This window comes from Streptomyces sp. NPDC026515, from assembly GCF_055567595.1.
Genome location: NZ_JBVHQD010000004.1, coordinates 153,985 through 173,654, shown reverse-complemented (window position 1 = coordinate 173,654; position 19,670 = coordinate 153,985). Strand labels below are relative to the sequence as shown.

The window sequence follows — 19,670 nt, the reverse complement described above, 5'->3', positions numbered from 1 at the left end:
GCGGCGTGGGGGACCTTCTTCTGGTCCGCCACGGTGAGACGGAGTGGAGCGTGTCGGGACAGCACACCAGCTGGACCGACCTGCCCCTCACCGGGCACGGCGAGGAACAGGCCAAGTCCCTGGCCCCGCTGCTCACCGGCCGGACCTACGCACTGGTACTGGCCAGCCCGCTGGACCGCGCGATACGCACGGCCGAGCTGGCCGGCCTCAGCGGGGTCGTGCCCGACCCCGACCTGCACGAATGGGACTACGGCGGCTACGAGGGCATCACCACGGCGGAGATCCACCGTTCCCGCCCCGACTGGTACCTGTGGACCGACGGCGTGCCGCCCGGTCCGCAGGGCCACCCCGGTGAGTCGCCGGAGCGGATCGGCGCCCGGGCCGACCGGGTGCTCGCCAAGGTGGAACGGGCACTCGCCGACGGCGGCGGCGATGTGGTCCTGGTCGCCCACGCGCACTTCCTGCGCGTGCTGACAGCGCGCCGGCTGGGCCTGCCCCCCGCCGAGGGGCGGCTGTTCCAGCTGGCGACCGGGACGGTCAGCCGTTTGTCCACGGAACACGGGTGGCCCGTGATCGCCGAGTGGAACAAGAAGCCGTAGACGACCTTGTGACGGCCCGCCAGTGTCAACTGGCGGGCCGCTGGCATTCGTCGGGTGCCTCTGATGACTTGGCCGGGTTTCCAGGTCCCTTCCTGGGGTTCCCCAGGGAACTGGAGGAGGCGGCACGCGTGGACGGGCTCGGCTACTGGGGCGCGTACTGGCGTGTCGTCGTCCCCAACTCGCTGAACTTCTTCGCGGCCATCGCCACGATCACGTTCATCAGCGGCTGGAACGCCTTCCTGTGGCCGCTGGTCATCGGCCAGGACCCAGACTCCTGGACGGTCCGGGTCGCGCTCTCCTCCTGCATGACCAACCAGACGGTCAACTTCCACCTGATCTTCATGGCCACCGCCATCTCCATCCTGCCGCTGGTGTTCGTCTTCCTCTTCCTCCGGCGCCGGCTGGTGCAGGGGATCGCGCAGACCGGCATCAAGGGCTGACCCTCTTCGATCTCTTCGAAAGACCAGGAGACCGGAGCCGCCCTGTGGATCAACCTGGACCACGGCCGGCACGGCATCGGTTCACAGTCCTGCGGCCCGGGTGTCCGGCCGCCGTACCGGCTGCACCCCAGGCCGGCCGCGTTCTCCTTCGTGTTCACGGACATCGGCCGACCCGCCGGCGCGCTCACCCTCCGTGTCCCGGCCCGCGGCGGTAGACCGTGTACACCGAGACACGGACCGGCGAGCAGGGGCCGACGACCCGGCGGGGCACCGGAGGCGGCCTCCAGGACGGGCGGAAGTCGACGAAGGTCACATCCACAGCGGTCAAACATTCCGGATCCTCGTGAGTACCCGTCGCGGTGCCGGTGCGCGGCCCGCGCCGGGGCCGTGTCTCACCGGCCTGTCACCGGGAGCTCACCCGGCGGTCCGGCGGGCCTGGCGCCCGGCGTGCTGGGCCGCGAGGCGCACCGGCGCGTTGTGGGCGCCGTATCCGCGATAGCCGGGATCGCGCTCGACCAGTTCGAAGAACACCCGTCCGACGGTGCGGGTGTAGCAGTGCCGGAAGGCGCCGCCGGCGTCCCGGTCGTAGAGGATGTCCAGGCCGCGGTACGTCTCCAGCTCGCCGTCGGCGAACTCGTGACGGGCGGCCAGGTCGTCGTAGTAGTTGGCGGGGATGGGCAGCGTACTGCCGCCGGCGGCGCGGAAGGCACGGGCGGCGGCGACCACGTCGTCGACGGCCAGGGCTATGTGCTGGGCGTGCAGGGTGTCGTCGGCAGGGGCCGCGCCGACCCCGAGGGCGATCCGGACGCCGCCGTCGGCGTCGGTGACCACTCGGGAGCGCAGCAGGCCGTAGGGATCGGCGACGTCGACGCTCTCCTGGGCGTGCAGGCCGAGGACGCCTCGGTGGAAGAGGGCCGCCTCGTCGTACTGGTGCCAGGGCTGGGTGAGTGCGAGGTGGTCGACACGTGTCGGGCCGATGCGTGCCGGGTCGGGCGCCGGGGTGGCCGTCACGGGGACGAAGTCGTCCCGCCAGTCGGCGAGTTCGGGGCCGCGGCCGGTGGCGCAGAAGAACAGCTCGGTGCCGTCGGGTGCGGCGACCGCGTCGAGCGGGGTGTCCTCGGGGGCGCGGCGCCGGGGCAGCACGGGGGCCAGCAGGGCCTCGGCGCGGCGGGCGGCGGCCTGGGGGTCGGGGGACTCCAGGCCGATCGCGGCGAGCCCGGTGCCGTCGCGGCGGGCGGCGGGGCCGGTGTTGACCAGGATCCGGGCCGCGCCCCGCTCCCACAGGTCGACCGGCTTGCCGCGGTGCCGGGCGGTCCGGCTGAGGCCGAGGGCGCCGAGCAGTGCGGCGACGGGTTCGGTGTCGGGGGTGACGAGTTCGGCGAAGGCGACTCCCGTCGGCACCACCGGCTCGGGCAACTCGACCACGCCGACCGCCTCCTGGAGCATCAGCAGGGAACGGCGCGCGTCGACGGCGGTCGGGCCGGCCTCGGCCTGCCGGAAGACGTCGTTGAAGACTTCGAGGGAGAGCGGCCCGTCGTACCCGGCCCGCAGGACGTGCCGGACCAGCCCGGCGACGTCGAGGCCGCCCTGCCCCGGGAAGCAGCGGTGGTGACGGCTCCACCGGAGCACGTCCATGGCGAGCAGCGGGGCGTCGGCCAGCTGGAGGAAGAAGATCTTCTCACCGGGGATGGCCTCGACACCCCGGGGGTCGGAGCCGCGGGAGAGGATGTGGAAACTGTCCAGGCAGGTCCCGAGGGCGGGGTGGCCGGCCGCCTCGACTATGCGCCAGGCGTGGTCGTACGTGCTGACGTGCCGTCCCCAGGCGAGTGCTTCGTAGGCGACACGGATGCCGAAGTCCTGGGCCAGTGAGGCGAGTCGGTGCAGCTGCCGGGCGGCGAGGCTGTCGTCGTCGATCCCGAGCGGGGAGACGGACGAACAGACCAGGACGGTGTCGGCTCCCAACTCCCCCATCACCCCGAACTTGTGCCGGGCACGGCGCAGATTGCGCGCGAACTCGTCGTCGGGGACGGCTTCCATGTCCCGCATGGGCTGGTACAGGTCGACGGTGAGTCCGAGGTCGGCGCACCGGGCTCGTATCTCGCGGGGCGGGAGCGGGCTGGCGAGCAGGTCGTTCTCGAAGATCTCGACCCCGTCGAACCCGGCGCGCGAGGCGGCGTTGAGCTTCTCGGTGAGTGACCCGCTGAGCGAGACGGTGGCGATGGAGGTCCGCACAGCCCGTCACCTCACGTCCGCTGCGGCACCGGAGGACAACTCCGCGATGTCGGCGAGCATCCGGCCGCTGTCGGCCTCCGCCCCCGTGAACAGCCGGAACGCGTCGGCGGCCTGGAACGCCGCCATCCCGCCCCCGTCCAGCACGGCACACCCCGACGCCCGGGCGACCCGCACCAGCTCCGTCTCCAGCGGCCGGTACACCACCTCGGCGACCCACAACCCGGGACGCAGCAGCTCCGGGGCCACCGGCAGCCCCGGATGCGCGGCCATTCCCGTCGGCGTCGCATGCACCAGACCGTCGGCGTCGGCCAGCAGTGCCGCCAACCGGTCCGGTGTCGCGGCGACGGCCCGCCCCGCCCCGAAGTGCCGGTTCAGCGAGCCCGCGAGGTCCGCGGCGCGGTCGGCCAGCGGATCCACCACGGTGACCCGCTCCGCCCCCAGCGTCAGCATCGCGTGCGACACCGCCGCCCCCGCGCCCCCGGCGCCGAGCTGCACCACCCGCTCCAGCGAGGCGTCCCGCAGTCCGCGCGCGAACGACGCGGCGAACCCGGTGACGTCCGTGTTGTGCCCGACGGCCCTGCCGCCGGCCTCGAAGACCACCGTGTTGACCGCGCCGAGCGCCTCGGCCTGCGGGGCGAGCGCGTCCAGGCACTCGATGACCAGCTGCTTGCAGGGGTGCGTGATGTTGAGCCCGTCGAAGCCGAGGTCACGCGCGGCCCGGACCAGATCCCCCACCGCTCGTGGCGGAACGCCGAGCACGTCGATGTCGATCAGCCGGTACAGGTAACGCAGCCCCTGCCGGCCGGCCTCGCGCTCGTGCAGGGCCGGGCTGAGCGACGGCCCGACACCGGAGCCGATCAGTCCGACGAGAAACGAGTCCTTGGCCACGGGGACCTCCTGATCCGGGTTCTAATGTACGAACTAGTACGTTAGCTATATCAGGCGGACCGGCCCCCGGGAAGTCCCGGGCCGCCGCACCGGCCCGGCCTTCTAGAATCTCCGCACCGGAGCCGTACTCCCGAAGGAAGCCGATGACCACCGCCGAAGAACCGGCACAGACCAACGGGCGGATCCGTGACGCCGCCCGTACCCGGGCCGAGATCCTCGACGTGGCCACACAGGAGTTCGCCCGGGCCGGCTACGACGGTGCCCGCGTCGACGAGATCGCGGCCCGCACCCGCACCACGAAGCGGATGATCTACTACTACTTCGGCGGCAAGGAACAGCTGTTCACGGCGGTCCTGGAGCGGGCGTACGGCGTGATCCGGGAGGCCGAGCAGCAGCTGGACGTCGAGCATCTGGACCCGGTCGCGGCGATCCGCCGGCTCGCGGAGCTCACCTTCGACCACCATGAGGAGCACCCGGACTTCATCCGCCTGGTCAGCATCGAGAACATCCACGGCGCGGAGCACATCGCGGCCTCCGAGGAGCTCGGCAGGATCGGTTCGCCGGCCCTCGAGGTGATCCGCCGGATCCTCGGCGAGGGACAGGAGTCCGGACTGTTCACGGCCGACGTCGACGCGGTCGACCTGCACGCGATGATCAGCTCGTTCTGTTTCTTCCGGGTCGCGAACCGGGCCACCTTCGGCGCCCTCTTCGGCCGGGACCTGGTGGACCCGGCGCAGCGCGGGCACTACCGGACCATGCTCGGCGACATGGTGATCGCCTACCTCACCGCGGAGCGCGCGGCGGGGTGACCGCCGCGGGGGCGGGGGGCCGGCCGGTCCCGCGCGACCTCTTGACAGCGGGGAAACGCGAGCGCAACATCCCTACCCATCGCGACTAACTACCCAGTGGGTTAATTAGCAGCCGCCCGCCGGGCCCGCCGACCCGTCATCCCTGGGAACCGGCCCTCTCCCCCGCCGCTCACTCCGCCCGCGCCGGAGTTCTCCGAAGGAGCACCGCCGTGTCCGTCCCCGCCCCGCCCTCCGCCCCCGCCGCACCGCCGGGCGGCCAGCCGAAGAAGGCGGCTCTGGCCGCCTGGATCGGCAGCGCCCTGGAGTACTACGACTTCTTCGTCTACGGCAGCGCGGCCGCGCTGATCTTCCCGAAGGTCTTCTTCGACGAGTCGGACCCGGCCACCGCCACCCTGCTCTCCCTGGCCACCTTCGGTGTCGCATACGCGGCCCGTCCGGTCGGGGCGCTGTTCCTCGGCCACTTCGGGGACCGGATCGGCCGCAAGAAGATCATGCTCTTCACCCTGCTGCTGATGGGCCTGTCGACGTTCCTGATCGGCTGTCTGCCCAGCCGCGCCGAGGTGGGCGGCCTGGCCCCGGTGCTGCTGGTGCTGTGCCGGGTGCTGCAGGGCGTCTCGGCCGCCGGTGAGCAGGCCAGCGCCAGTTCCATGAGCCTGGAGCACGCGCCGCCGGACCGGCGCGGCTTCTTCACCAGTTTCACGCTGAGCGGCACCCAGGGCGGTCAGCTGATCGCCACCCTCGTCTTCATCCCGGTCTCCCAGCTGCCCGAGGACCAGTTGCTGTCCTGGGGCTGGCGGGTGCCGTTCTGGCTGAGTGCCGTGGTGGCCGCGGTCGGCTGGTTCATCCGCCGCACGGTCCAGGAGACGCCCGCCTTCGCGCGGCAGGCGGCGGCCGAGGGGGTCGTACGGCTGCCGCTGGTGGCCCTGCTGCGGCACCACTGGGCGGACGTACTGCGGGTGATCGGGGGCGCGTTGATCGCCTCGGTGAGCACGGTCTTCACGGTGTGGGCGCTGGCGTACGCGACGAGCGGCCCGGTCGGGATGTCGAAGACCTCGATGCTGTGGGTGGGCGCGCTGGCGAACCTGGTGGCACTGGGGGCGATCCCGGCGTGGGCGACGCTGTCGGACCGGATCGGCCGGCGGCCGGTGTACCTGATCGGCGCGGTGGGCAGCGCGGTGGCGATGTACGGCTACCTGTGGGCGATCTCCACCGGCTCCTACCCGCTCGTCCTGGTCCTCGGCATCACGGCGTTCGGCGTCGTCTACAGCGCGGCGAACGGGGTCTGGCCGTCCTTCTACGGCGAGATGTTCTCGACCCGGGTACGGCTGTCCGGCATGGCGGTCGGCACCCAGACCGGGTTCGCGGTGGCCGGGTTCGCGGTGACCTTCGCGGCGCGGATCGCGGGTCCGGGCGGGGACGACTGGCCGGCGGTGGCGCTGTTCACGGCCGCGCTGTGCGTGCCGCCGGTGATCGCCGCCCTCTCGGCGCGCGAGACGCACCGGCTGGCCACGGAGGACCTCGGCTCACGCACCCCCCGCGAGGCGTCCCGCCCGGAGACGGTGGCGGCCTGAGATCCCCGGCCGCGCGAGCGGCAGGCGTCCGTCCGCCCGGACTCCGGCCCACCGGGACCGGAGTCCGGGCGGACCGCGGCCGTCATCCCGCCGCGGCCTCCCGGATCAGCGGCTCGAACTCCCGTCGCACGTAGGCGTCGAACGGTTCCGACAGCGCTCCGTCGATCACCCGCCGCACCCGGTGTCCGGCCGCGAACTCCTTGATCTCGGCGCGGGATCCGGGGCCCACGCCCCCACCGATGATCAGCACCTCGAACTCACCGGTCCGCAGCAGTTCCCGGGCCTCGTCGTCGGTGCTCACCCCCTCCGCGTCGAAACCGTCCGCGCGCAGCGTGGCCAGCACGGCCGTCACCCTGGCGGGCGTCCTCCCGAGCACCAGTGTCCTCATGGCCCGTCCCTCCCGTACGTCGGCGTCAGCGCAGTCGACTGTAGAACCTCGAGCGGACTTGAGATCAAGGGTTGCGGGGCGGTCGCGCGACGGCGATTTGGTCCCGCGCCGTTCACACCCCGGACATGAGCGACGACCTGCGGGGATGCCGTCCGCTGCGATCGTGTGCGTAGCCGGCCGAGCACGCTCCACAGCGCACACGCGCGCCGTCTCCAGGTCGGTCCGGCACCGTGTCCGACAACCCTGAGCAACGGCGGGGAACCGATGAACCCGAGCACAGCTGACCTTCCCGAACAGACCGTCGCCGAAGGCGACGCCGAGACCGCGGCCGGGGTCAGGCCGCTCCTGGACGCCCCGCAGACGGCCGCGGCCGGCGTCGCGATGTGGATCTTCGTCGTCGGCCCGCTCGCCGGCCTGGTCGCCGCGGTGCCACTGGTGTGGGGGCGGGGCCTGTCCGCGCTGGACGCCGGCATGGCCGTGGTCGCCTACCTGGTGTCCGGCTTCGGACTCACGGTCGGCTACCACCGCCTCTTCACGCACCGTTCGTTCAAGGCGAAGCGGGGCCTGCGCATCGCCCTGGCCGTCGCGGGCTCGCTCGGGGTCGAGGGCTCGCCGGTGCAGTGGGTGGCCAATCACCGCCGCCACCACGCCTTCTCCGACCGCGAGGGTGACCCGCACTCCCCCTGGCGCTTCGGCACCGACACGCGCGCGCTGCTCAAGGGGCTGCTGCACGCCCACATCGGCTGGATGCTCAGGCGTGAGCTGAGCAACCGGACCAGGTTCGCGCCGGACATCGCCGCCGATCGCGACCTGCGGATCGTCGGCCGGCTCTTCGGGCCCCTGACCGTCGTCTCGCTGCTGGCCCCCGCGCTGGTCGGCGGGCTCGTGACCGGGACCTGGACTGGTGCGGTGACCGGGTTCTTCTGGGCCGGCGTGATGCGGATGGCGCTGCTGCACCACGTCACCTGGTCGGTGAACTCGGTGTGCCACGTCGCGGGCAGGCGCCCGTTCGCCAGCCGGGACAAGGCCACCAACTTCTGGCCGCTCGCGCTGCTGTCCTTCGGCGAGAGCTGGCACAACTCGCATCACGCCGACCCCACGGGCGCCCGCCACGGTGTGCTGCCGGGGCAGATCGACCCCTCGGCCCGCCTGATCCGGATCTTCGAGAAACTGGGCTGGGCCCACGACGTCCGCTGGCCGAGCGCGGACCGGCTCAGCGCGCGCCTGCTGCCCGAACCGGCCGCCCAGCGGCGGTCCGCGGCCTGACGCCCTTCGGCGAGGACCCCGTCCACGGCGAGACCGCCGCGGGCGGGGTCTTCGGGCAGGCCCCGGCGGACGCGAGAACCGCAGGCCGCTCAGCAGGTCAGCCGGAGACCAGCAGTTCCGTCCACTCCTTCGCCACCCGTTCCAGCGAGAAGCCCTCCCGTACCTGGCCGCGGGCCGTTTCCCCGGCCTCCCGCCACTCGTCCTGCTCGCCCAGTGCGGCGATCGACTCGGCCATCGCCTGCGGGGTGGCGTGGATCCAGCGGCGGTCGTAGATCTCGTCCGCGCCCGGCCACGGCAGCAGCGCGGGCACCGCACCGGAGGCCATGCCCTCGGCCGGTGCGAGATGGAAGCTCTCGTCGTCGCTGGTGGAAAGAACATGGCCGACGCGGCGCAGCCAGTTCGGCACGTCCGGCCCGAACTGGTCGAAGACGACGGCCCCTTCGAGCAGCGGCGAGGTCTGCATGCGGCGCAGGACGGCCTCGTAGTGGGCGCGTTCCTCGGGCTTGTTCCAGATCCACCAGTACTCCCACGGCGGCTTGGACTTGACCGAGAGGTGCCAGCGCCGGTCGTGGGCGCGCAGCGACTCCAGGACGTCGAGACCGAGGTCGAGTCGTTTGCGGCTGGGCGCGATGCCGATCATGCCGAGGCGGTGCCGGGCGCCGGGCGCCTTGGGCCGGTCGAGCTGGCCGACGTCGACCCAGTTGCCGATCGTGGTGATCTTCGATGCGGGCCAGCCGGTGCGCTCCCGGGTGCTGCGGGCGTAGTAGGGGCTGACGCAGATCACGCGGTCGACGGCGTCGATGTCGAGCTGCTGCGGGTAGCCGGCGTCGAGTTCGAAGCGGTGCAGGCGGACGATCAGCCTGCTGCCGTGCCGCTTGTGGCGGCTGTACCAGACCGCCGCCGGACCGCACCACTCGACGACCACCACATCGGCCCAGTCGGCCAGTTCACGGCTCGCGGCCGGGTCGTGCTTGGCGAGCGCGGGCCAGGCGTCGACGCGTACGTCGAAGCCGGGCAGGGCGCGGAGGTGGTCGAGCAGCCGGGTGAGGAACTTCAGGTCGTGGCCCGCCACCCCGATCCGCAGCGGGCGCGCGCGGCCGGCGACGGCGGCGGGTGCGGCGGGGAAGGCGCCGTCGAGGTGGGCGCGCCAGCGGGCCGCCGCGGCCTCCATGGTGTACTGCCGCGCCGCGGCCGTGCACCGGTCGGCCGCGAGCTGCCTGGCCCCGGGGTCACGTACGGCGACGGTGACCGCGTCCACCGCGTCCGCGAGGGCCGCGTCGCCGGGCACGAACAGCGGGTAGTCGGTGCCGAGCAGCGCCTCGTGCGCGGGCGTGCGGTTGAGCACGACGGGCAGGCCGAGGGAGCCGAACTCCAGCACCTTGGTGGAGAGTTCGAGGCTGGCGTCGAGTGAGGGGTCGCGCCAGCCGAGGCCGAGGTCGCAGTCGGCCGCGATCCGCATGGCCTCCTCGCGGGGCACGCCGCCGTGGTGGACGACCTCGGGGGTGGTGCGCAGCGCCTCGGCCATGGCGGTGTCGAACCCGGGGTGGGCGGCATCCTGGTGGATCTTGTCGCCGACGGCGTGGAGTTCGGCCCGGATGCCGCGTTCGGCGAGCCGTGCGGGCAGCCGGGTCATGGGCAGGGTGTTCCAGCGGGGCGCGAACTTGCCGGTGTAGACGAGGCGTACGGGATCGCGCAGTGCGTCGCGCTGCGGGACCGGGAAGCCGGGTTCGGGCACCGCGGGCGGGCAGAGCACGGCCCGGCCGCAGGCCTCCGGCACCCAGGCCTCCAGGAAGCAGCGCAACTCCTCGGTCTGGCACAGGAGTTGCCGAGAGGCGTCGGCGATGCGGGCCAGGTCGACGCGGTCCTGTTCGGTCATCTGGGCCGGGGACTGCGGGATGTCGGTGAGGTAGGCCCAGATGCGTCCGTGGAAGTGGCCGTCGCCGACGATCTGCTTCACCAGCCGGCGGCCGCGCAGCACCAGCAGGTCGCAGGGCTCCTCCTCGTCGAGGCGGGCGAGCAGTTGCGAGGCCTGGTACGGGGACAGGGGGTGCGCGCCCTGGCCGGGGACGAGGTGCTCCTCGTACGGGCGGACCACGGTGACCCCGGGAAGCCCGGCCAGCGGGTCGGTCAGCCGGCCGGTCTCCACGGGGGCCTTGAGGACGAGCCGGGTCCGGCAGCCCGCGCGGGACAGCGCCTGCACGGTCGACTGCGCCCAGACGGCCGAGCCGTCGATGAGGTTGAGGTCCACGTCGCCGTAGACGAGCGCCCGGAGGGTGCGGGTCATGACGGCTCCTTTCCACGCACGGCGAACAGGCGGTGGCCGGCCCGCGACCAGGTCTCCGGTGGAGTGCCGGTGTCCAGCAGCGACCGGCGGACCAGAAGCGGCGTCAGGGTCGGTACGAAGACGTAGTCGTCGGCGGCGGGGGTGTGCCCCACCGCGTCGGCGCCCGAGAACTCCTGGGCGCACAGCAGGTCGAGCAGCAGGGTGTCGGGGCGGTCCTCGGTGAGGTCCGTCCAGTCGGCGACCCAGGGCGCGGTGGGCGGTCCGGAGTGGACGGTGACCGAGGCGGCGGTGAGTTCGCCGAGGTCGAGCCCCGCCGGGTCGGCGACGACCACCTCGGCCGGCCGGTGCAGCTGGCAGAGCGTCTGGGCGACGAGCCGGGCGACGCCGGTGGCGTCCCGGGGCGCGGCCAGGACGGCGACCCGGCGCTCGGCCGTCGGGGCGGGGGCGCCGGCCAGCTCGGCGAGCCGGGCCAGCCGTACCCGGCTGCTGTCCAGCTGGAAGACGTCCCGGAGCCGGTCGCGGCCGTCGGTGACCGGGTCGAGGCGGGAGAGCGCCGTCCCGGTGTCGCCGTCCAGGACGGCGTCCCAGGGCAGTTGGGACAGACCCGGCGCGGACGAGGCCGGGCCGTCCCGCCACAGCACCGCCATCCGGCCCAGCCCCCGGGCCTGGCCGATCAGTTCGGCCAGGCGGCGGTCCAGGTCGGGGGCGTGTCCGGTGCCGGTGAGCGTCCAGGGGCCCGCCTCGCCGGTGCAGGCGCCGAGCTGGACGAGGAAGACGTCCGGGTCGGTGCGTTCGAGCAGCAGCCGGCCGTCGTGCGGCAGCATCCGGCTGACCACGGCGTCGGCGGCGAAGTCGGCGGCGGTTCGGTCGGTCAGCACGCCGGTGATCACCAGCCGGTCGCGGGGTGCCACGGACAGGGCACGGTGGGAGAGGTGAAAGCGGTCGTCGGCCGCCGCCTCCGGTGCCGGGGCGGCGCTCACGGCCCGCGCCGGCCGCCCCTTGGCCTTCCGCTGCCGCCACAGTCCGTACAGCTCCCCGGGCAGCCGGGCCGCGCCGCGCCTGGGCGACCGGGCGGCCGACACCAGCGCCTTGCCCACGCGCAGCGAGGTGGAGCCCTCCAGCATGGCCACGCGGGCCTCCAGGACGCCGGTCCGCTCCCGGGCCCCGCGCAGGGCCGAGGCGAGCTGGTCCTTGTCCCGCTGGGCGGCGGCGAGCCGTTCGGCGAGTCCGTCCTCGCGCGCGGTCTCCAGGGCGCGGGCGGTCTCCTCGGCTGCGCGCTCCAGGTCGATCAGCCGGGCCCGCTGGGAGCGGGAGACGAAGTCGGCGAGCACGTACTCGTCGGCGATCCGCAGGGCCGTGGCGAAGCCGTCCGCCGGCAGCGGGCGGCCGAACCAGTCGTGCGGCGGCAGGAGTTCCTCGGTGCAGGCGAACACCGCGCCGGCGTGCAGATGTGTGTAGCCGAGCGCGGCGGCGTGCAGCACCTGACAGCGGTGGGCCACCAGGGCGTCCAGGAGCCGGTGGTAGGGCAGGTCGATGCCGGGGTGGCCGAAGACGATCAGACCCCGGCCGCCGGGCCGCATCCGTCCCAGTGCGGTGAGACAGTCCGCCTCGTCGCCGTGCAGGGCGGCGTCGGGACCGTGGCAGAGGAGCATCAGCTCCCCCTCGCCGACCGGCTGTTCGTGCCGGGTGAGGTCCACACCGGGCGGCAGGTGCAGGTAGGGGTCCAGACGCAGGCCGCCGCTCGTCGCGTCCACGACCGAGGTGACGTCGTCCAGGTGCGGGTGGAGCAGATCGGTCAGACGCATCAGCTGGTCCTTGTGAAGACATGGAAGCCGACCCGGTTCTCACGGAAGCCGTAGGGCCGGAAGAGGGAGTGACTCAGGCCCAGGGGCTCGAGTTCCTTGCGGTAGGCGGCGATCGGCCGGTGCAGGATGTAGTCGCCGCGCGGCACGGGCTCGTCGGTGTTCTCGTCGGTGACGATCAGCCGGCCGGTGATCCGCACCAGCGAGGCGAGGTTGCGCAGACCGGCCGCCCACTCCCTGTCGTCCATGACGTGGAAGAGGACGTCCACGCACATCACCACGTCGTAGAGCCAGGGGCTGCGCCACTCGTCGAGGGCGGCCAGGGTGTAGCGGGGTCCGCCGCCCTCGGCCCGGGCCTGGGTGACGGCCTCCTCGCTGGCGTCGAAGGCGTCCACGTGGTGGCCGCAGCGGGCCAGGGAGCGGGCGAAGTGCCCCTTGCCGCACCCGGCGTCGAGCACGAACAGCGGCGACGCCGGGCTGGACAGGTCGCCGATGAGGGTGAGCAGCTGGCCGAGCCGTACCGTGTAGAAGATCTCGTTGCCGGGCCGGTCCAGGCCGATGTGGCCGCCGGAGGCGAGATCGTCGCGTTCGCGGTGCCGGGTGTCCCAGTAGGTGCGGACGGTGTGCCCGGGAGCGCGGGGACCGTCGGGGCGGGTGCGGGTGGCGTCAGTCATGGCGCTCCAGCCACTCGGTGAGGACACGGGCGATGCGGGGGCCGGCCTTGCCGTCCCACAGCGGTGGACCCTCGGGGTCGGCCGCCGGCTGTCCGTCCAGGACCTTGCGCAGGGCGGGCACCAGTTCGCCGTGGCTCACCAGTCGGTTGGTGCCGTGGCTGACGGTGACCGGGCGTTCGGTCGTGGTGCGCAGCGTCAGACAGGGGACGCCCAGCACGGTGGTCTCCTCCTGGACGCCGCCGGAGTCGGTGATCACGGCGGCGGCGCCCCGGACCAGGCCCATGAACTCGACGTAGCCGAGTGGTTCGAGCAGGTGGATGCCGGGCGCGTCGGCGAGGCCCGCCTTGCGCAGCGCCTCCCGGCCGCGCGGGTGCAGGGGCACGGCGAGGTCGAGGTGGCCGGCCGCCTCGGTCAGGGCGCGGGCGGCGGCCGTGGCGGCCTCGGGGTCGTCGACGTTGGCCGGGCGGTGCAGGGTGACCACGCCGTACCGTTCGGGCAGTGCGTGGGCGGTGCGGGCGGCGGCCGGGTCGAAATGGTCCAGATGGGTGATCAGGGTGTCGATCATCGGGTTGCCGACCAGGTGCACCCGGGCCGGGTCGACGCCCTCGCGGGCGAGGTGGCCCACGGCTTCCGGACTGGTCGCGAAGAGCAGTTCGGCCAGCTGGTCGACCAGGCGCCGGTTGACCTCCTCCGGCATCGCCATGTCGAAGCTGCGCAGGCCCGCCTCGACATGGGCCACCGGGATGCCCAGCTTGGCGGCGGCCAGCGCCGCGGCGAGGGTGGAGTTCACGTCGCCGTACACGACGACCAGGGCCGGGGCGCGGGCCAGCAGCTCGCCCTCCAGCGCCACCAGCAGGTCGGCGGTCTGCCGGGCCTGGCTGCCGGAGCCGACGCCCAGGTCGGTGTCCGGGGCGGGCAGCCCCAGCTCCCGGAAGAAGATGTGCGACATCCGTTCGTCGTAGTGCTGACCCGTGTGCACCAGGACCTGGTCGTGCCCGGTCGCGCGCAGGGCGGCGACGACGGGCGCGGCCTTCACGAAGTTCGGCCTGGTCCCTACGACATGGAGTACGCGGCCGTTCATGTCGTACGTTCTCCGCTCTGTCGGCCTACCTTGACGACATGGCCCGACTTCTGTTCCGTCCCATGCCGCGCCGTGTTCTCTGGATCCCCCGTGCACTCAGCTTGGCCGCATCCGTCGCATGGGGCGAGTTGCGCAACGATCCCGCGCGGGCCGCGCTGCTCGGCCTGCGGCTGCTGCCGGGGCGGGTGCGGCGCGGGCTGCGGCCGGTCGAGGGGCGGCTCGCCGTCCGGGCCCGGACGGCCGGTCCGGCCGCCGCGCCGTCCGCCGCCCGGGTCCCGGGGCCCGCCGGGCGGCCGGTGCGGCCCGAACCGGGCCGGGTGCTCCATCTGGTCACCAACGGGGTGCCGTTCAAGCACGCCGGCTACACCGTGCGCACCCAGGCGCTGGCCGAGGCCCAGCGGGCCGCCGGGCTCGATCCGCACGTGGTGACCCGTATCGGGTTCCCGGTGGCGCAGGGCGTCCTGGACGGCCGTCCGCTGCAGATCGTGAACGGGGTGCCGCAGCACCGGCTGCTGCCGCTCGGCCTGCCGTACGGGCAGGGCGCGGTGCTGGCCCGCAACGCCGAGCTGGCCGGGCGCCTGGTGGAGCGGCTGCGGCCCGCGGTGCTGCACGCGGCCACCGACCACGGCAACGGGCGGGTGGCGCTGGCCCTGCGGGAGACCTACGGGCTGCCGGTGGTGTACGAGGTGCGCGGCTTCCTTGAGGAGACCTGGCTGACCCAGGCGGCGGGCCGCACCCCGGACGACCCGACCTACCGCGCGCGGCGCGCCCTGGAGACGTACTGCATGCGCCAGGCCGACCTCGTGCTGACGCTGGGGGCGGCGATGAAGGCCGAGATCGTGTCCCGCGGGGTGCCCGGGGAGCGGGTCCTGATCGTGCCCAACGCGGTGGACGACACCTTCCTCGCCCCGCCGCCGGACGGGGCCAAGCTGCGTGCCCGGCTCGGCATCGCGGCGGACGACTACGTGGTCGGCACTGTCAGCAGCCTTACTCCACACGAGGGAATCGGCACGTTGCTCCATGCGGGTGCCGAGCTGCGCCGCCGGGGGGTTCCGCTGCGGCTGTTGATCGTCGGTGACGGACCCGAGCGCGCGGCGCTGGAGGCGCTGGCCGGCCGGCTGGGACTGGGGGCCGGCGTCGCGCTGTTCACCGGTCGCGTCCCGCACCGCCATGTGCGCTCCTACCACGGCGTTCTTGATGTCTTCGCGGTACCGCGCACCGATGAACGGGTCTGCCGGCTGGTCACTCCGCTCAAGCCGGTCGAGGCGATGGCGAGCGGCGTTCCGGTGGCGGCCAGTGATCTCACAGCCCTGCGGGAAGTGGTCGAACCGGACGTCAACGGACAACTCATTCCGCCCGATTCCGCTCATGCTTGGGCAGAAGCTCTCGAAGTATTGCTTTACAGTCGAGAACGGCGGCATGAATGGGGAGCATCCGCCCGCGCCCTGGTGGCGCGTGATCGCACCTGGAAGAGGGTCGCTGCCACGACCCGAGAGGCGTATCTCGCTCTTGGATGTGTCTGAGGCCCGCCGTCGCCCGGAATCGCACCGTCCGGGCCCTTCGGATCCATACGGCGTCTGCCGTTGAGGGCGGAGTGTCCCTATGCAGGTCGAAAAGGCCGTACCGCTCGGGAAATTGAGCGAATCGCTCGGGGATGAAGATCGGACCGACGGCTACGAACTGGCCGTCATCGGGCTCGGCTACGTCGGGCTTCCGCTCGCGCGGGAGGCGTCGCTGGTCGGGCTGAGAGTCGCCGGGCTCGACCTCGACCCACGGGTCGTGGAGGGCCTCAACGCCGGACACTCCCATGTCGACGACGTCTCCGACGACGACGTCGCCCGCATGCGGCAGGCCGGCTTCACCGCGTTCACGGACGACGCGTGTCTGGCCCGTGCGCAGACGATCGTGATCTGTGTGCCGACCCCCCTCAGCGAGGACGGCGGTCCCGATCTGGGCGCGGTGACGTCCGCCGCGCGGGCGGTGGCGCGCAGGCTGGGCCGCGGACGGCTCGTCGTCCTCGAATCGACCACCTATCCGGGCACCACCGAAGAGGTGCTGAAGCCGATCCTGGAGGAGTCGGGGCTGCGGGCCGGCGACGACTTCGCGCTGGCGTTCTCACCGGAGCGCATCGACCCCGGCAACACCACCCACGGGCTGCGCGAGACCCCGAAGGTGGTGGGCGGCTGCACCCCGGCATGCGCGGTCCGGGCGGCCGCCTTCTACGGCAAGCTCGTCGACACCGTGGTGCAGGCCAAGGGCACCCGGGAGGCCGAGATGGCCAAGCTCCTGGAGAACACCTACCGGCACGTCAACATCGCCCTGGTCAACGAACTGGCGATCCTCTGCCAGGAGTTGCGCGTCGACGTATGGGACGCGATCCGCTGCGCCGGCACCAAGCCGTTCGGCTTCCAGGCCTTCCGGCCGAGCGCCGGGGTGGGCGGCCACTGCATCCCGATCGACCCCAACTACCTTTCGTACAAGGTGCGTTCGATCGGCTACGAGTTCCGGTTCGTGGAACTCGCCCGGGAGATCAACGCGCACATGCCGGAGTACGTCGTCCGGCGCGCGCAGGATCTGCTCAACCACGAGGGCCGTGCCCTGCACGGCTCCCGGGTGCTGCTGCTCGGCGTCACCTACAAGCCGGACGTCGCCGACCAGCGGGAGTCGCCGGCAGTGCCGGTGGCCCGGCTGCTGCGGGCCCGGGAGGCCGAGATCGCCTTCCACGACCCGTTCGTGCCCGCCTGGTTCGTGGACGGGGAGGCCGTGCCGCGGGTCACCGACGTCATGGCGGCCGTGCGCTCGCACGACCTGACGATCCTGCTCCAGGACCACTCCGCCTACGATCTGCCGGCCATCGGTGACAAGGCCCGGCTGCTCTTCGACACCCGCGGGCGGATCTTCCGGCCCGGTGTCGAGGTGCTGTAGGCGACCTCTGCGGCAACCCCCCTTCCGCCGACCGGAGTCCGAGGGCTCCGGGCGGCGGGCCGAAAGGCACTCAGATGCGGATACTCGTCGTCACCGTCGTCCACCATCCCGAGGACGCACGCATACTGCACCGGCAGATCACCGCGCTGCGGGACCGGGGTCACCACGTCGTCTACGCGGCACCCTTCTCGGCCCGCGAGGCGCGGCCCCGAGCGGACCTCGAAGGCATCGACCTGCCCCGGGCGGCGGGCCGGAGCCGCCGGGCCGCGGTGGGCGCGGCCCGCGCCCTGCTCGCCGAACGCGGCCACGAGGCGGACGTGATCCTCCTCCACGACCCGGAACTGCTCCTGGCCCTGCCCGGCACCCTGCGCCGCTGGCGGCGGTCCGGGGCCTCGCCCGTGGTCGTGTGGGACGTCCACGAGGACACCGCCGCCGCGCTCGCCATGAAGCGCTGGGTGCCCCGGGCGCTGCGGTCGCCGCTGCGGCTCGGTGTGCGGGCGGCCGAGCGGCTGGCCGAACGCCACCTGCGGCTGCTGCTCGCCGAGGACGCCTACCAGGAGCGGTTCAGCCGCACCCACCCGGTGGTGCCCAACTTCACGACGGCACCGGTGCGGGCGCCCGAGCCGCCGGGCAGCGAACGCGTCGTGTACGTCGGCCACCTGTCGCGGGCGCGGGGCGCGCTGGACCTGATCGAGACCGCCCGGCACCTGGGGCCCGGCCTGCGCGTCGAGGTGGCCGGGGCGGCCGACCCGGACGTCCGGGAGGCGCTCGCGGCGGCCGACCGCGACGGCGTGCTGCGCTGGCACGGCTTCCTGCCCAACGACCGCGCCCTCGCGCTGCTCACGGGCGCCCTGGCCGGCCTGTCCCTCCTGCACGACCAGCCCAACTACCGCCATTCGCGGCCCACCAAGGTCGTCGAGTACATGGCCCACGGCGTCCCCGTCGTCACCACGCCCACCCCGCTCGCGGCCGACATGGTCGAGCGGCACGGCTGCGGTCTCGTCGTCCCCTACGAGGATCCGCACGCCGCGGCGGCGGCGATACGGCGGCTGAGCAGCGACGCGATCCTGCGCCACACCGCCGCCCAGCGCGGTCGCGAGGCGGCCGTGACGCATTTCAACTGGCCTGACAAGGCGGCCGAGTTCACGCACACGCTGGAGACCTGGGCACGGGAGGAGGGCGGCGTCAGGCGCGCGGGTGGCGCGGCTCGTACAAGGCGACCTCGCCTCCGCCCGGCAACCGGAAGCCCGTCACCCGGCCCCAGGCCGCGTCCTGGACGGGTCGGCTGAACTCCACGCCCTTCGCGGTGAGTTCGGCGGTGGTGGTATCGAGGTCGTCGCACATCAGCATCAGTTCGTGCGAGGGTTCGCCGTCGGCCGGGTGACAGGCCACCTCGGCCCGCGGCAGCCTGAAGACGAGCCAGCCGCGCCCGGCGTCGACGTGCGGCCAGCCCAGGACGTCCCGGAGGAAGGCGCGGTCCGCTTCGGCGTCGCGCGTGTAGATCACCACATGTGCCCCATTGATCACCCGCGGAGGGTAGCGGCGGCGCGGGCGGGCGGCAAGCAGCCGCGGCTACGCGTTGGACCAGCCCCGCTCGCACAGCACGAGCCGGTACCCGTCCGGGTCCTCGACCGTGACTCCCCACCGGTTCCAGTACGGATTCGGTGACGGCACCCGGGTGCCGCCTTGCTCCTCCAGCCGGGCGACCAGGTCGTCGGGGACCGGGCCGTCGACGTAGACCACCAGCAGGTCCTCCTCGGTGGGCCGCGGCTCGACGGGCCGGGCGGGTTCGTGGACCAGCTCCAGATGCCAGCCGGCGTCCGGCCAGCCCAGCATCAGCAGGTCGTGCTCCCCCGGCTCCGGTCCGCCCTCGGCCCGCCACACCACACCGAGACCCAGCCCCCGCACCCAGAACCGCTCGGCCGCGGCCAGGTCCCGGGAGGGCCGGGCGACGCGGAGGTGACTGCGGCCGTTGACGGGCATGGTGACCTCTTCCTGGACTGCCGTTCGGTGCCGGGAAGCCTAGGCGTCCGCCCTCGCGCGCGGCCATCGGCCGATCGCCCTGGATCACCGGTCCTAGGTCCGGCCCCGGGCCGGGCGTCAGCCGCGTGGAATGCCGTACGCCCGCTCCACGCGCAGCCGCAGCACCAGCCGGCGGTCGCGGACCATCGCGGCGCGGTAGTCGTCCCAGTCCGGGTGTTCGCCCTGGACGTCTCGGTAGAGGCGGACGAGCTCCTCGACGGTCGCGTCGTACGGGTCCCGGGCGACCGGCGAGAGCTCGGCGGTGCCCTCCGCGACCGTGTACGCCCAGCGGTCGGGGCTGGTGACGTGGTAGGAGGCACGCGGGTCACGGCGCAGGTTGCGGGTCTTGGCGCGGTCGTCCGTGATCGAGACCCGGACGGTCCGCTCGTCCGGGTAGTACGCGTGATTGACATTGGACAGCTGGGGGCGGCCGTCGCTCTTGAGGGTGACCAGCACCCCGTGGTTGCCTTCGGCGAGCAGCTTCAGAAGAGCGTCCTGGGTCATGCTCCGGAGAACCCCGTCCGACCCGCCCCGCATTCCCGCCGGGCCGGGTGTACCCGGAGTGCACAGGGGAAGACGGGGGCATGTACACGAGGGCGGCCCGCCGCGACACCGGGACCGCGGAACCGCAGCTCGCAGGGGCGTCCCGGCCGCCCCCGGCGTGGCGGTCGCGTCCCCCTCACCCGGCA

Annotated in this window: 17 protein-coding genes and 2 pseudogenes; 9 read left to right on the top strand and 10 right to left on the bottom strand. The window is 73.2% G+C overall.

Annotated elements, in window-relative coordinates:
* Window positions 1-5 precede the first annotated feature (5 nt).
* The 3 genes and pseudogenes from ACZ4O3_RS09215 to ACZ4O3_RS09205 form a co-directional block, all read left to right on the top strand.
* The gene (locus ACZ4O3_RS09215; protein WP_362727200.1) at window positions 6-599 is read left to right on the top strand and encodes a histidine phosphatase family protein; all 594 of its coding nucleotides are present in this window, start codon (window positions 6-8) and stop codon (window positions 597-599) included.
* Between the two features lie 89 nt (window positions 600-688).
* Window positions 689-1,039: pseudogene (locus tag ACZ4O3_RS09210) on the top strand (carbohydrate ABC transporter permease); the annotation flags it as partial.
* 9 nt (window positions 1,040-1,048) lie between these two features.
* A pseudogene (locus ACZ4O3_RS09205) lies at window positions 1,049-1,180 on the top strand (beta-galactosidase small subunit-related protein); the annotation flags it as partial.
* A gap of 273 nt (window positions 1,181-1,453) precedes the next feature.
* Here the strand turns inward: ACZ4O3_RS09205 and ACZ4O3_RS09200 are convergent.
* Both ACZ4O3_RS09200 and ACZ4O3_RS09195 read right to left on the bottom strand, forming a co-directional pair.
* Window positions 1,454-3,271 (bottom strand): bifunctional sugar phosphate isomerase/epimerase/4-hydroxyphenylpyruvate dioxygenase family protein, encoded by a 1,818-nt coding sequence (locus tag ACZ4O3_RS09200; protein WP_467721759.1) that lies wholly within the window; start codon window positions 3,269-3,271, stop codon window positions 1,454-1,456.
* Window positions 3,272-3,277: 6 nt separating this feature from the next.
* Complete coding sequence (locus tag ACZ4O3_RS09195; RefSeq protein ID WP_467721758.1) at window positions 3,278-4,159, bottom strand: shikimate dehydrogenase; 882 nt, start codon at window positions 4,157-4,159, stop codon at window positions 3,278-3,280.
* A gap of 143 nt (window positions 4,160-4,302) precedes the next feature.
* On the opposite strand from ACZ4O3_RS09195, the gene ACZ4O3_RS09190 reads away from it, so the two are divergent.
* Both ACZ4O3_RS09190 and ACZ4O3_RS09185 read left to right on the top strand, forming a co-directional pair.
* Window positions 4,303-4,968, top strand: a complete 666-nt coding sequence (locus tag ACZ4O3_RS09190) for a TetR family transcriptional regulator (protein WP_467721757.1) — start codon at window positions 4,303-4,305, stop codon at window positions 4,966-4,968.
* 209 nt (window positions 4,969-5,177) lie between these two features.
* A complete protein-coding gene (locus ACZ4O3_RS09185) occupies window positions 5,178-6,539 on the top strand; it encodes an MFS transporter (RefSeq protein WP_467721756.1) in 1,362 nt (453 codons plus the stop codon).
* A gap of 82 nt (window positions 6,540-6,621) precedes the next feature.
* On the opposite strand, the gene ACZ4O3_RS09180 is transcribed toward ACZ4O3_RS09185, so the two are convergent.
* Complete coding sequence (locus ACZ4O3_RS09180) at window positions 6,622-6,927, bottom strand: hypothetical protein (protein WP_362728204.1); 306 nt, start codon at window positions 6,925-6,927, stop codon at window positions 6,622-6,624.
* 264 nt (window positions 6,928-7,191) lie between these two features.
* Between ACZ4O3_RS09180 and ACZ4O3_RS09175 the strand changes: the two genes are divergently transcribed.
* Entirely contained in the window at window positions 7,192-8,193 is a 1,002-nt protein-coding gene (locus tag ACZ4O3_RS09175; RefSeq protein ID WP_467721755.1) for an acyl-CoA desaturase, read from the top strand.
* A 97-nt stretch (window positions 8,194-8,290) separates the two neighbouring features.
* Here the strand turns inward: ACZ4O3_RS09175 and ACZ4O3_RS09170 are convergent, their stop codons facing one another.
* From ACZ4O3_RS09170 to wecB, 4 genes are read right to left on the bottom strand one after another with little or no spacing between them, the layout of a single operon-like run.
* Window positions 8,291-10,477 carry a glycosyltransferase gene (locus ACZ4O3_RS09170; protein ID WP_467721754.1) on the bottom strand — a complete coding sequence of 729 codons (2,187 nt, stop codon included), beginning with the start codon at window positions 10,475-10,477 and terminating at the stop codon, window positions 8,291-8,293.
* Window positions 10,474-12,282: a hypothetical protein gene (locus ACZ4O3_RS09165; protein WP_467721753.1), complete on the bottom strand. Its 1,809-nt coding sequence runs from the start codon at window positions 12,280-12,282 to the stop codon at window positions 10,474-10,476. Before ACZ4O3_RS09165 ends, ACZ4O3_RS09170 begins: the two co-directional genes overlap by 4 nt.
* Window positions 12,282-12,953, bottom strand: a complete 672-nt coding sequence (locus tag ACZ4O3_RS09160) for a class I SAM-dependent methyltransferase (RefSeq protein ID WP_467721752.1) — start codon at window positions 12,951-12,953, stop codon at window positions 12,282-12,284. Before ACZ4O3_RS09160 ends, ACZ4O3_RS09165 begins: the two co-directional genes overlap by 1 nt.
* Window positions 12,946-14,034 (bottom strand): non-hydrolyzing UDP-N-acetylglucosamine 2-epimerase, encoded by a 1,089-nt coding sequence (gene wecB, locus ACZ4O3_RS09155; RefSeq protein WP_362731070.1) that lies wholly within the window; start codon window positions 14,032-14,034, stop codon window positions 12,946-12,948. Before wecB ends, ACZ4O3_RS09160 begins: the two co-directional genes overlap by 8 nt.
* 101 nt (window positions 14,035-14,135) lie before the next feature.
* On the opposite strand from wecB, the gene ACZ4O3_RS09150 reads away from it, so the two are divergent.
* From ACZ4O3_RS09150 to ACZ4O3_RS09140, 3 genes are all read left to right on the top strand, one after another.
* On the top strand, window positions 14,136-15,557 hold the full coding sequence (locus ACZ4O3_RS09150) for a glycosyltransferase (protein WP_467721751.1): 1,422 nt from the start codon (window positions 14,136-14,138) through the stop codon (window positions 15,555-15,557).
* 79 nt (window positions 15,558-15,636) lie between these two features.
* Window positions 15,637-16,959 (top strand): nucleotide sugar dehydrogenase, encoded by a 1,323-nt coding sequence (locus ACZ4O3_RS09145; RefSeq protein ID WP_362730460.1) that lies wholly within the window; start codon window positions 15,637-15,639, stop codon window positions 16,957-16,959.
* A 74-nt stretch (window positions 16,960-17,033) separates the two neighbouring features.
* Window positions 17,034-18,248, top strand: a complete 1,215-nt coding sequence (locus ACZ4O3_RS09140) for a glycosyltransferase (protein ID WP_467721750.1) — start codon at window positions 17,034-17,036, stop codon at window positions 18,246-18,248.
* Here the strand turns inward: ACZ4O3_RS09140 and ACZ4O3_RS09135 are convergent.
* From ACZ4O3_RS09135 to ACZ4O3_RS09125, 3 genes are all read right to left on the bottom strand, one after another.
* Window positions 18,145-18,486, bottom strand: a complete 342-nt coding sequence (locus ACZ4O3_RS09135; protein ID WP_362725435.1) for a VOC family protein — start codon at window positions 18,484-18,486, stop codon at window positions 18,145-18,147. The genes ACZ4O3_RS09140 and ACZ4O3_RS09135 overlap by 104 nt on opposite strands.
* A 45-nt stretch (window positions 18,487-18,531) precedes the next feature.
* On the bottom strand, window positions 18,532-18,942 hold the full coding sequence (locus tag ACZ4O3_RS09130; protein ID WP_362725432.1) for a VOC family protein: 411 nt from the start codon (window positions 18,940-18,942) through the stop codon (window positions 18,532-18,534).
* 117 nt (window positions 18,943-19,059) lie between these two features.
* Complete coding sequence (locus tag ACZ4O3_RS09125; RefSeq protein ID WP_467721749.1) at window positions 19,060-19,485, bottom strand: PPOX class F420-dependent oxidoreductase; 426 nt, start codon at window positions 19,483-19,485, stop codon at window positions 19,060-19,062.
* Window positions 19,486-19,670 lie beyond the last annotated feature (185 nt).